The following is an 11,525-nucleotide window of genomic DNA, read 5'->3' on the forward strand; positions in this document are numbered from 1 at the left end:
GGCGTCCGCTCCGACCGCCTCGGCGCATGGCCGAAGTTCGCCACTTGACCAGGTCATGCCAGCGCTCCACGATGTGCGCGAACAACCGGCCGCCGCACACGACGCGTCACGGCCGGGGAACCCCCCACCCAGGAGACAACATGCGACTTCGCGTACGCGAGAGCAGATGGAAGGCCGCCACCCTCGCGGCCATGCTGGCGCTCGCCGTGGCCGTCCCCTTCACGGCCGAGGCCGCGCCCCCGGATCCGAAGGGCGCGCCCAAGTCCCCCGTCGCCGCCGAGGAGCGGATCCGGCAGTACGACGTCCCCGGCGTGACCGACGTCGCGACCCGTACCGCCCTCGCCTCCACCGGTGTGTCGGTGGACGAGGCGGGCGAGCGCTCCACGGTCGTCAGCGCCACCGACGCCCAGGCCGAGCGGCTGCGCGCACAGGGCTACCACCTCGACGTGCTGCCCGCGCCGCCCGCCCGGACCAACGGCAAGGCGCTCCAGCCGCTGGACTTCCCCTCGGCCGACTCGAAGTATCACAACTACGCCGAGATGAACACCGAGATCAACCAGCGGATCGCCGCCCACCCGAACCTCATCAGCAAGCGCGTCATCGGCAAGAGCTACGAGGGCCGGGACATCATCGCGGTCAAGATCAGCGACAACGTGACGGCGGACGAGAACGAGCCCGAGGTGCTGTTCACGCACCACCAGCACGCCCGCGAGCACCTCACCGTCGAGATGGCGCTGTATCTGATACGCGAGCTGGGTGACACCTACGGCACCGACTCACGGGTCACCAACGCCGTGAACAACCGCGAGATCTGGATCGTCCCGGACGTCAACCCGGACGGCGGCGAGTACGACATCGCCACCGGCTCCTACCGCAGCTGGCGCCTGAACCGGCAGCCCAACTCCGGCTCGTCGAGGGTCGGTACGGACCTCAACCGCAACTGGGCCTTCCAGTGGGGCTGCTGCGGCGGCTCCTCGAGCAGCCCCGGCACCGAGACGTACCGGGGGGCGCGCGCCGAGTCCGCGCCGGAGGTCAAGGTGGTCGCGGACTTCGCGCGCAGCCGGGTCGTCGGCGGCAAGCAGCAGCTCAAGGCGGCCATCGACTTCCACACGTACAGCGAGCTGGTGCTGTGGCCGTACGGCTACACCACGGCCAACACGGCTCCCGGCATGACGCTCGACGACCGGAACGCCTTCGCCGCGGTCGGCGGGAAGATGGGCGCGAGCAACGGCTACACCGCGGAGCAGGCGAGCGACCTCTACATCACGGACGGGTCGATCGACGACTGGCTGTGGGGCAACCAGAAGGTCTTCGCGTACACCTTCGAGATGTACCCGGGCAGTTCCGGCGGCGGCGGTTTCTACCCGCCCGACGAGGTGATCGAGCGCGAGACGAGCCGCAACCGGGACGCGGTCCTGCAACTGCTGGAGAACGCGGACTGCATGTACCGGTCCATCGGCAAGGAGTCGCAGTACTGCGCGGCCTGACGCAGCGTCACCATCCTTGACGGCGGCGGCAGTTACCGTCTGACCGCCCGCCGGGTACCGGGCACCGCCTTTCGCGGTCGCTCCGGTCCCCGGCGGGCGTGCCACCGGGCACCGGAGCGACCGACTGCGTCGAGGCGGCTGCCCGCGGGCCGCACACGATGGACGGAGCGGATCGGGTGCGTCCGCCTCAGGCGCTGACGTCCGGCACGTCCGGGCATCTCCCCGGCGGGGATGCGCACCGTGGCGAGCCCAAACCCGACTCGCTGAGTTCCCATATCTGAACTCCGTGCGGAGCATTGCCAGAAAATTCAGGCGGCCGGCAGCGCCACCGCCGCCCTAACGACCGGCGCACTGGTCGCGGAAGAGGGGGCGACAGATGTGTGGCCTGCCTTGGGCGATCCCCCGCGTCGCCCAAGACAGGCCGCTTCCACCCTCGCCGACCAGGCCCGACGGGCGGTCTCCGAGGACGTGCCGAGTATACTGGCTAAGAGCCAGTCAACGCGGGAGTCCAGCATGTCCCCCCGAAGCGCATCGGTCAATGAAGAACTTCGTCGGCGTTCCCGCGAACGGCTCCTGCAAGCCACCGTGGACCTCGTCGACGAGCGCGGTTTCGACGGGACGACCCTGGCCGACATCGCCGACCGGGCGGGCACGGCACGCGGTCTGGTCTCGTACTACTTCCCCGGAAAGCGCCCGATGTTCCAGTCGGCCGTGCACCGGCTGATGCACCGCACCCTGCAGGCGGCCCTGGAGCGAGAGCCCCGTACCGACGACGGGCGGGAGCTGCTGGCGCGTGCCATCGACTCCGTCCTCGGGCTCACGGTCGACCATCCGGTGGCGATGCGCGCCCATATGGCGGGCATTCTCCAGGCCGACGGCTTCGTCCAGTGCGCCGAGCAGCAGCGCCTCGCGGAGCTGCTGCGCGAGACGATGGTGCGGTACGGGTCGGACGACGTGGACAGCGACTATCCGCTGCTGCGCGCGCTGATGATGGGCGCGGTCTTCGCGATTCTGCTGCCGGGGGCCGGGATGCCGCTGCCCAGCCTGCGGGACGAGCTGTTCCTGCGGTTCGGTCTGGACCCGACGTACGCCGCTCCGCCGGGCGGGGAGCCCGCCCGGCGGAACGCGTCATGACCTCATGGCACCGCCGGTCCGGCCGGCCGCGTCAACGGCCGGCCGCGCCGGTCAGTTGCGGAAGTCCTCGAAGTAGTCGGGCTGCGTCTGGACGTTGAGCTCGTCCATCTTCACCCGCTTCGCCTCGTCCGTCCGGCGGTCGTCGAGCTTGATGACGTCCAGACCCTTGGCGATGTCGTTCGAGTAGATGTAGCCGTTGTAGTAGTACGCCGACCACGGGCCGGCCGTGGTGACCTGGTCGAGGGTGATCGGGCCGCGCTCGAAGTACCCGATCTCCTTCGGCTTCGAGGAGTTGGTGAAGTCCCAGACCGAGATGCCGCCCTGGTACCAGGCCTGGACCATGATGTCCTTGCCCTTGACCGGGATCAGCGAGCCGTTGTGCGCCACGCACACCTCGGCGTCCGCCTGCGGGCGGTCGATCTTGAAGTAGCTCTTGAACTCCAGCGTCCGCTTGTCGCCCTTGCCGAGGATGTCGTAGATGCCGTCGGCGCCGCGCTTCGGGCCGATCTCCTCGTTGCAGGTCGCCGCGCCACCGCCGCCGAGCTCGTCGGTGAAGACGACCTTGTTGGCCTTCTGGTTGAAGGTCGCGGAGTGCCAGAAGGCGAAGTTGACGTTGTCCTGGACGCGGTCGATGATCCTCGGCTGCTCCGGGTTCTTGATGTCGAACAGGATGCCGTCACCCATGCACGCGCCGGCGGCGACGTCCTTGGAGGGCAGCACCGTGATGTCGTGGCAGCCGGTGGTGGCCGAGACGCCCGGGTTGGTGGGCGCGCCGGGGTTGCCGCCGTCCGGGAAGAGCACCGGGAAGTCGACGATCTTCGACTGCTCGGGCGCCTTGCGGGGCACCTTGATGATGCTGATGCCGTCGTGCGGCGGCTGGCAGTCCGGGAACGAGGCACTGGGCGAGTACGAGGAGACGTACACGTACACGTTCTTGCGCTCGGGCACGAGCGTGTTCGTGTGCGAACCACACGCGGTCTCGACAGCGGCGACGTACTCGGGGTTGCGCTTGTCGCTGATGTCGAAGATCTTTATGCCCTCCCAGGAGGACTTCTCCGTGGCCGGCTGGGCGACGCTGGAGCAGGAGTTGTCACTGCGCGAGGCGTCCGTCGACAGGAAGAGCAGGTCTCCCGAGACGGATATGTCGTTCTGACCGCCGGGGCACAGGACCTGCGCGACGGTCTTCGGCTTCGACGGCTTGCTGATGTCGAAGATCCGGAAGCCGTCGTAGTTGCCGGAGAAGGCGTACTTCCCCTGGAAGGCGATGTCCGAGTTGGTCCCCTTCAGGTGCTCCTTGGGGACGTTGGTGACGAGCGACATGTTGTCGCTGTGGATGATCTCGTCCACGCCGGGTATGTCGTTGTTCTCGATGGCCTTCTTGGCCTCGGCCTGCTGGCTCTTGGAGGTCTGCTCCTTGGCCGGCTTGTCACCGGGGTCAGGTGTGGCGGCCGCCGGTCCGGCGGCCAGCAGCGTGGCGAAGAGCCCGGCGGCAGCGGCTGCTGCCACGCCCAGACGTCTACGGCGCACGCGGGTGGTGTGCAACGAAGTCACTGCGTCCTCCCTTGTATCCGTTCCCAGTTGAACGGCTTACGGACCTCGGCAGTATCGTCCTTCACATGTACATCTCAACAGATGGCAACCTAGATGTAATGAAAGTTTTTGATCACTCGCGTCCGGAAGCGTGTTAGGAAAGTGCCTAACAACGTGCCCGATACACGTCAAGTACCACAGGAGGCCATCGTGTTGATCCGGACCAGGAGTCCACGTGTCCTCCGGCCCGTCGTGGCGGTTGCCGCCGTGGCCGCTCTACTCGCCCTGGGCGCCTGCGACTCGGGCGACGACGGCAAGAAGAGTGAGACCAGGAGCGGGGCCACGGGGCAGGTGGTCGCCCCGGGCAAACCGGGCGAGAAGTCCCGGACGCTCTCCCCGGAGGAGGCGGCGAAGGAGATACCGGACAACACCCCCAACTCCTCCGACTTCGGCTACGCGACGATGATGATCCAGCACCACAGCCAGGCACTGGTGATGACCGAACTCGCCCCGGACCGCGCCGGATCCGGCCAGGTGAAGCGGCTCGCCGAGCGCATCGCCGCGTCGCAGAAGCCGGAGATCGCCGCCATGGAGGGCTGGGTGAAGCTCAACGGCGGCGAGAAGAAGGCCGAGAAGGAAGGCGGCCACGAGCACGGCGCGATGACGATGCCGGGCATGGCCACGGAAGCCCAGTTGGCGAAGTTGCGCGCGGCGAAGGGCAAGGCGTTCGACGGCCTCTTCCTCGACCTCATGGTCACGCACCACCAGGGCGCGGTCACGATGGCGACCGAAGCCCTCTCGGGCGGCAACAACGTCCAGCTCGAAGAGATGGCGAACGATGTGATCGCACAGCAGACGTCCGAGATCAACCGGATGCGCTCGCTGTAACGCGCGCCCGCCGTCCCGCACGCCATGGCGTCAGCGGCGGCGGTGACGTGGTGTCAGATAGCCCCCGTCGCGGGCGCTCGCGATCAGGCTGAGCGACTTGCGCCGCCCGTACCCAGTCGCGCACATCACCGCGAGGACCGGGTCCTGGCCCAACTGCTGCGCCCTGCGGTACGTCTCCGCCACCCCGCGCCGGTCCGCGCTGTCGGACGACGCGGGGTCGTCGGCGCGGTGCCGGCCGCCGGGCGTGGGCTCCTCCTCCAGCAGGGGTGAGTCCGGAAGCCGCGCGTCGAGCAGCCCCGCGTCGGTGTCGGAGTCGGCGGGGTCGCCCTCGTACTCGTACCCCTCGTCCTCCTCCGTCACGGCCACCGCCGCCGGCATCGCGTTGTCGTCGGTGAGGGCGCCGTCGTCGGTGAGCGGGGCGTCGGTGGCCGGGGCGTCGTCGGTGAGCAGGTCGTCGTCGGTGAGCGGGTCGGACTCCACGTGGTGCTGTCCCGCCACCGCCCGGCAGGCGTACGCGAGCGGCGCCTCGATCCAGGCGCCCAGCTCGGTCAGATCGTCCAGGGGCAGCGGTGGATCCGCCTGTGCGTCCTCGACCGCGATCACCCCGTCCCGCAGGACGGCGAGCACATCGACGCGGGCCCCGTCGGCGAACGTCAGACGGATGTCGACCCAGGGCGGCACCAGCTCGTGCCGCGACAGCTCGCACCGGCCACCCGGCGGCGAATCACAGGTGACCGTGCCGTACCCCTGCACCTCCCAACGGGGCCAGACAGGTGCCGTGGGCTCAGCGGCGGAAGTCATCTCAAGTTCTGACACATTCACCACTTAATCAGGCAATTCTTCCCTGCCCCTGTGGCACACCCGCCCCGGCGCGCATCGCACTCGGTCAGCGCACTGGCGTACCCCCACCCGCGCCGTCTCCCGCGAGCCGACGGCGCCGCGTACTCCCCGGCGCCGCGCCCCGGTGCGATGCTGGAAGCCTCCTGCCGGAAGGAGTACGCCGTGCTGCGCATCGCCGTCGTCGGATCGGGCCCCAGCGGGGTCTACACCGCCCAGGCCCTCGTCCGGCAGCCGCTGCTCCCCGGCATCCTGGTGGACGTCCTGGACCGGCTCCCCGCCCCCTACGGACTGGTGCGCTACGGCGTCGCACCGGACCACGAGAAGATCAAGTCGCTCCAGAACACGCTGCGTTCGGTGCTGGAGCACGAGCGTGTCCGGTTCCTGGGCAATGTGGAGGTCGGTGCGCACGGCCTCACACCCGAACGGCTGCTGGGGCTCTACCACGCGGTCGTCTACTGCGTCGGCGCCGCCCGGGACCGCCGGCTCGGCATCCCCGGCGAGGAGCTGGCGGGCAGCCGCTCGGCGACCGACTTCGTCGCCTGGTACAGCGCGCACCCCGACGCCGCGCCCGCCGATTTCGGGCTCGGCGCGCGCTCGGTCGTGGTGATCGGCGTGGGCAACGTCGCCGTCGACGTGGCACGCGTCCTGGCGCGTGGCGCGGAGGACCTGCGTCCGACGGACGTGCCGCACCGGGCGCTCGGCGCGCTGGCCGGGAGCGGGGTCCGGGACGTGCACATGGTGGGCAGGCGCGGTCCGTCGCAGGCGAAGTTCACCACCAAGGAGCTGCGTGAACTGGGCGCGCTGCCCGCGGCGGAGGTGCGGGTGGAGCCCGCCGACCTGGCGCTCGATCCGGCGTACGCCCCGGCCCGGCCACCGGCCCGATCCACGGCTGACGGCGCGGTCCAGGGCCCGGCCGCCGGTGCGCCGCTCCCGCTTGCCGCCGTTAACAGACGCAACGTCGAGGTCGTACGCGGCTGGGCCGACCGGCCCGGCCAGGGCCGGCCGCGCCGTATCCATCTGCGGTTCTTCCTGCGCCCGGTGGAGTTGCTCGGGACCGACGGACGGGTGACGGCCGTACGGTTCGAACGCACCGCGCCGGACGAGCGGGGCGGGGTGCGGGGCACCGGAACGTACGAGGAGATCGAGGCGGGGCTCGTCCTGCGGGCGGTCGGCTACCGGGGGGTGCCGATCGCGGGGCTGCCCTTCGACGAGACGGCGGGGACGGTGCCGCAGCTGGCGGGCCGGGTGCTGCGGTACGGCGTGGCGTCGCCCGGCGAGTATGTGGCGGGCTGGATCAAGCGCGGACCGACGGGAGTGATCGGCACCAACCGCGCCTGCGCGAAGGAGACGGTCGTCTCGCTCCTCGCGGACGCGCCGCTGCTGTCGGCGCGCCGGATCACGGCGGACCCGCTCGACGCGCTCCGGGCGGCCGGGCACCGCCCGGTCGAATGGCCGGGCTGGCTGGCGATCGAGGACGCGGAGGCGGCGCTGGGGGCATCGCTGGGACGGCGGTCGGTGAAGATCCCGGACTGGGAGGGCCTGCTCACGGCCGCACGAGGCGAGCGGGGGCCGTCCGGTACGTAGCCGAACTGCCGCGTTCCCGCCCGCCGGGCGCGCCCGGACTGCTAAAGTACGGTGTCGTTCAAGCCTCCTCCGGCACGGATTCCGATCCCCCGGTGGAGGCTTTTTGGCGTGCCTGGGCGTGCCTCCACGCGCCTCGGCGTTCTTCGGCATGCCCGGAGCCGGCTCCCGCCGGCGCGGCCCGGCCGCCCTCCCGAACGGCTCACCCGTCCCGTCCCGCAGAGGAGACCCATGTCTGATCCGAGTACGCGTCCGGCGGCGTCCGCCGGCACCTGGAAGCTCGGCGATCTGTCCGTCAACCGCGTCGGGTTCGGCGCGATGCGGCTGACCGGCGGCACCCCCTTCGGTGCCGACGGCCGGAGCGATCGCGAGAGGCCCCTCGCCGTGCTGCGGCGCGCCGTCGAACTCGGCGTGAACCACATCGACACCGCCGCGTTCTACTTCTCCCCGACGCGCTCCGCCAACGAGCTGATCAACCGGGCCCTCGCTCCGTACCCCGACGACCTGGTCATCAGCACCAAGGTCTGGCCGGCCCGGGACCCTTCGGGCGACTGGTGGTGGGCGAAGCCGGAGCAGTTGCGCGGTCAGGTCGAGGAGAATCTGCGCCAGCTCGGCCGTGACCACCTCGACGTGGTGAATCTGCGCCTCCCCCGCAGTTGGACGACCGACTCGGTAGCCGAGCACTTCGGGGCACTTGCCGAGCTGCGCGAGGCCGGGCTCGTCCGGCATCTCGGTGTCTCCAACGTCACCTCCGCGCAGCTGGCCGAGGCCCGGTCCATCGCGCCCGTCGTCTGCGTGCAGAACGCGTACAGCGTCGACGCGCCCGGCGCCGAGCAGGATCTCCTCCGGGAGTGCGGTGAACTCGGCGTCGCCTTCGTACCGTTCTTCGCGATCGCCGGCGGGAGCCGGGAGGAGGGCGCGGGCGCCGCCGAGGACGAGACGGTGCTCGCCGTCGCCCGGGCGCACGGCGCGTCGCCCGCACAGATCCGGCTGGCCTGGACGCTGGCGCAGGGCCCGCACGTACTGGCCATCCCCGGTACGGGCAATCCGGACCATCTCGTCGAGAACGTGGCGGTCGGCGCGATCCGGCTCTCGGCCGAGGAGATCGCCCTCCTCGGGTCGGACCGGGGCTCCGGCGAGTAGACGGACGCCCGGCGGGCGGGCGGCGGTCCTCGGCCGCCCGCCCGGCCGACGGGGCAGCGGGGCGGCGGTCCTTGGCCGGTTCGTTGATCGCGAAGTCCGACGGCGCATTAGAGTGACGCACCGTGGCACGTGAACTCAAAGAAATCGTCGAGTCCGGATGGGCCGACGCCCTCGCCCCGGTGGCCCAACGCATCACCGCTATGGGCGACTTCCTCCGCGCGGAGATCGCCGCGGGACGCACCTATCTACCCGCGGGCCCGAATGTGCTGCGCGCCTTTCAGCAGCCGTTCGACGACGTCCGCGTCCTGATCGTCGGCCAGGATCCGTATCCCACCCCGGGGCACGCGGTCGGCCTGAGCTTCTCCGTCGCGCCGGAGGTACGGCCGGTGCCGGGCAGCCTGGACAACATCTTCCGGGAGATGCACGCGGACATCGGGGCCCCCCGGCCGTCCAACGGGGATCTGACGCCGTGGACCCGCCAGGGTGTGCTCCTGCTCAACAGGGCGCTCACCACCGCTCCCCGTAAACCGGCCGCGCACCGGGGCAAGGGCTGGGAAGAGGTCACCGAGCAGGCCATCCGCGCGCTGGTCGCGCGGAACAAGCCGCTGGTGTCCATCCTGTGGGGCCGCGACGCCCGCAATCTGCGCCCGCTTCTCGGCCAGTTGCCCGCGATCGAGTCGTCGCACCCCTCCCCCATGTCGGCGGACCGGGGCTTCTTCGGCTCGCGTCCGTTCAGCCGCGCCAACGAACTCCTCGTCCAGCAGGGCGCGCAGCCCGTCGACTGGCCGCTGCCGTGAGCCGCGTACTCGGCGTCGACTCGGGCGGGTCCGGTCTGCGCGTCGCCCTCGGCTCGACGGACGACGCTCCGACGGACGCCTCGGCGGGCGCTTCGTCAGGCGCTTCGTCAAGCGGCGGCCCGGTGGTCCGGACGATCGGCACCACCGTGTCCACCGAGCCGGTCCGCACCGGCCCGTCGGGCATCGATCCGGACCATTTGCTGAAGCAGTTGCTGCCCGCCGTTCAGACGCTGCTCGCGCGCGCCGGCGCGGATACGGCGGACGCGCCGGTGGCCGTCGCGATCGGCGCCGCCGGCATGGCGACACTGGGCGACGGGCTCCGCGCCGAACTGCCCGCGGCGCTGGAAAGCGCGCTGGGAGTGCGGCGGTTGGGGCTCGCCGCCGACGCGGTCACCGCGTACGCGGGGGCGCTCGGCCAGCGTCCGGGTGTCGTCGTCGCCGCCGGTACGGGCATGATCGCGCTCGGCACCGACCTGACGGGCTGGCAGCGCGCGGACGGCTGGGGACATCTGCTCGGCGACTGCGGCGGCGGTGCCTGGATCGGCCGGGCGGGGCTGGAGTCGGCGATGCGCGCGTACGACGGGCGGCGCGGCGGTTCGGCCGCACTGCTGTCCCGGATGGAAGCCGTGTTCGGCCCCGCGTCGGAAATGCCGGGGGCCGTCTATCCGCGTACGGACCGGCCCGCCGTGCTCGCCTCCTTCGCCCCCGAGGTGGCCCGCTGCGCGGCGCACGACCCGGTCGCCGCGCACATCCTCGACGAGGCCGCGCGGCAGATCGCGGACGCGGCCGTCGCGGTGTGTCCGCAGGCCGGGGGGTGTGAAGTGGCCCTGACGGGTGGGCTGTTCAAGATGGGCGACCCGCTGCTCGTACCGCTGCGGGCGGAGTTGGCCGAGCGGCTGCCGCGCGCCAGGACGGTGTCGGCGGAAGGTGATCCGCTGGCGGGGGCGCTGCGGATCGCGGCGGCCCTCGCGACCGGTTCGCTTCGACTGCCGTGCGACGGACGACTGTTGTCCGTCCCGACAGAGCGGGACGAATAAACAGTAAGCAGCATATCGAAAAAATATGGACAGATGACGCGCGACCGGACCCTCCCCGAACAGCCGACCCCACAAAACCAGTAGCATTCGGCGCCATGAGCTCCCCCACTGGGCCGGCACCCGGCCTGCCTGTACGAATGCCTCGACCTCGACAGTCGGGGCGGCACCGTCGACCCGAACCCGTGGCGGCGCCCGAGGGCGCGCCCACGCTTGTGCTGGCCATGCCCGGCGCCCCGAGCGCCGAGGTGCGGAACCTCGGCGAGGAGGTCGTCAGCATCGCGCGTTCCGAGCTGCCGGGCCTCGACGCCCGGATCGGCTATCTGGACGGCGACGACGACGAGTACCCGGCGCTGGGCACCATCCTGGCCCTCACCGCCGAGCAGCGTGTCGAGCGCTACGAGCTCGCGAAGGCCGCCGGCCGTGAGGTCAACGAGCCCGAGGGCATCTCGGCCGTTGTCGTGCCGCTGCTCGCGGGTCCCGACAACTCCCTGGTCAGGCGGATACGTCAGGCCGTTGTGGACAGCAAGGCCGTGGCGGAGATGACCGAGGTCCTCGGTCCGCACCCGCTGCTCGCCGAGGCGCTGCACGTGCGTCTGTCGGAGGCCGGGCTCGCCCGCGCCGACCGGGCGAGGCTCTTCACTGTGGCCACGGCCGCCGACGGCATCATCCTCGCCACGGTGGGCGGCGAGGAGGCGGTCCAGGCCGCGGGGATCACCGGGATGCTGCTGGCCGCGCGCCTCGCCGTGCCGGTGATGGCGGCGGCGCTGGACGACGAGGGCGCGGTCTCGGCCATCGCCGAGCAGCTGCGTGGATCCGGTTCGACACAGCTGGCGCTCGCGCCGTATCTGATCGGACCCGAGCTGCCCGAGGGGCTGCTCGACGTCGCTCTCAAGGAGGCGGACTGCGCCGCGTCCGAGCCGCTGGGCGCGTATCCGGCGGTCGGCAAGCTGGTGCTCTCGCAGTACACGAGCGCGCTGGGCATCTCGGCGCAGACGCAGACGCCGGCGCACTGACCTGCGGAGCTCCGGGTCGGCCCGGTGGCCGGTCCTGATACGTCCTCGATCGCCGGACGGCCCGATCTCTCGGGC

General features: G+C 71.1%; 10 protein-coding genes. 8 read left to right on the forward strand and 2 right to left on the reverse strand.

Annotation, left to right across the window (positions count from 1 at the left end):
• Nucleotides 1-140: 140 nt before the first annotated feature.
• Both ACFUN8_RS34910 and ACFUN8_RS34915 read left to right on the forward strand, forming a co-directional pair.
• Nucleotides 141-1,487 carry a M14 family metallopeptidase gene (locus ACFUN8_RS34910; RefSeq protein ID WP_383646798.1) on the forward strand — a complete coding sequence of 449 codons (1,347 nt, stop codon included), beginning with the start codon at nt 141-143 and terminating at the stop codon, nt 1,485-1,487.
• Between the two features lie 513 nt (nt 1,488-2,000).
• Nucleotides 2,001-2,621, forward strand: coding sequence for a TetR/AcrR family transcriptional regulator (locus tag ACFUN8_RS34915; protein ID WP_383646800.1), 621 nt, complete (start codon nt 2,001-2,003; stop codon nt 2,619-2,621).
• A 51-nt stretch (nt 2,622-2,672) separates the two neighbouring features.
• On the opposite strand, the gene ACFUN8_RS34920 is transcribed toward ACFUN8_RS34915, so the two are convergent.
• The gene (locus tag ACFUN8_RS34920) at nt 2,673-4,172 is read right to left on the reverse strand and encodes an LVIVD repeat-containing protein (RefSeq protein ID WP_383646803.1); all 1,500 of its coding nucleotides are present in this window, start codon (nt 4,170-4,172) and stop codon (nt 2,673-2,675) included.
• Nucleotides 4,173-4,361: 189 nt separating this feature from the next.
• On the opposite strand from ACFUN8_RS34920, the gene ACFUN8_RS34925 reads away from it, so the two are divergent.
• A complete protein-coding gene (locus ACFUN8_RS34925; protein WP_383646805.1) occupies nt 4,362-5,039 on the forward strand; it encodes a DUF305 domain-containing protein in 678 nt (225 codons plus the stop codon).
• 30 nt (nt 5,040-5,069) lie between these two features.
• On the opposite strand, the gene ACFUN8_RS34930 is transcribed toward ACFUN8_RS34925, so the two are convergent.
• On the reverse strand, nt 5,070-5,840 hold the full coding sequence (locus ACFUN8_RS34930; protein WP_383646807.1) for a DUF6214 family protein: 771 nt from the start codon (nt 5,838-5,840) through the stop codon (nt 5,070-5,072).
• Nucleotides 5,841-6,041: 201 nt separating this feature from the next.
• Between ACFUN8_RS34930 and ACFUN8_RS34935 the strand changes: the two genes are divergently transcribed.
• The 5 genes from ACFUN8_RS34935 to ACFUN8_RS34955 all read left to right on the forward strand — a co-directional run bounded on the left by ACFUN8_RS34935 (nt 6,042) and on the right by ACFUN8_RS34955 (nt 11,450).
• The gene (locus ACFUN8_RS34935) at nt 6,042-7,463 is read left to right on the forward strand and encodes an FAD-dependent oxidoreductase (protein WP_383646820.1); all 1,422 of its coding nucleotides are present in this window, start codon (nt 6,042-6,044) and stop codon (nt 7,461-7,463) included.
• Nucleotides 7,464-7,691: 228 nt separating this feature from the next.
• Complete coding sequence (locus ACFUN8_RS34940) at nt 7,692-8,603, forward strand: aldo/keto reductase (protein WP_383646809.1); 912 nt, start codon at nt 7,692-7,694, stop codon at nt 8,601-8,603.
• 122 nt (nt 8,604-8,725) lie between these two features.
• Nucleotides 8,726-9,400 (forward strand): uracil-DNA glycosylase, encoded by a 675-nt coding sequence (locus ACFUN8_RS34945; protein ID WP_383646812.1) that lies wholly within the window; start codon nt 8,726-8,728, stop codon nt 9,398-9,400.
• Nucleotides 9,397-10,437 (forward strand): N-acetylglucosamine kinase, encoded by a 1,041-nt coding sequence (locus ACFUN8_RS34950; protein WP_383646814.1) that lies wholly within the window; start codon nt 9,397-9,399, stop codon nt 10,435-10,437. The genes ACFUN8_RS34945 and ACFUN8_RS34950 overlap by 4 nt, the downstream gene beginning before the upstream one ends.
• Nucleotides 10,438-10,532: 95 nt before the next feature.
• A complete protein-coding gene (locus tag ACFUN8_RS34955; protein WP_383646817.1) occupies nt 10,533-11,450 on the forward strand; it encodes a sirohydrochlorin chelatase in 918 nt (305 codons plus the stop codon).
• The last annotated feature ends 75 nt before the right edge of the window (nt 11,451-11,525 follow it).

Origin of the sequence: Streptomyces sp. NPDC057307, assembly GCF_042667665.1 — a bacterium.
In the GTDB taxonomy this organism is placed as follows: Bacteria; Actinomycetota; Actinomycetes; order Streptomycetales; family Streptomycetaceae; genus Streptomyces.

Excerpts from the sequence above, each read along its gene's own strand:
- ACFUN8_RS34910 (WP_383646798.1), top strand. The coding sequence starts at position 141 with ATGCGACTTCGCGTACGCGAGAGCAGATGGAAGGCCGCCACCCTCGCG.
- ACFUN8_RS34915 (WP_383646800.1), top strand. The coding sequence starts at position 2,001 with ATGTCCCCCCGAAGCGCATCGGTCAATGAAGAACTTCGTCGGCGTTCC.
- ACFUN8_RS34930 (WP_383646807.1), bottom strand. The coding sequence starts at position 5,840 with ATGACTTCCGCCGCTGAGCCCACGGCACCTGTCTGGCCCCGTTGGGAG.
- ACFUN8_RS34940 (WP_383646809.1), top strand. The coding sequence starts at position 7,692 with ATGTCTGATCCGAGTACGCGTCCGGCGGCGTCCGCCGGCACCTGGAAG.
- ACFUN8_RS34955 (WP_383646817.1), top strand. The coding sequence starts at position 10,533 with ATGAGCTCCCCCACTGGGCCGGCACCCGGCCTGCCTGTACGAATGCCT.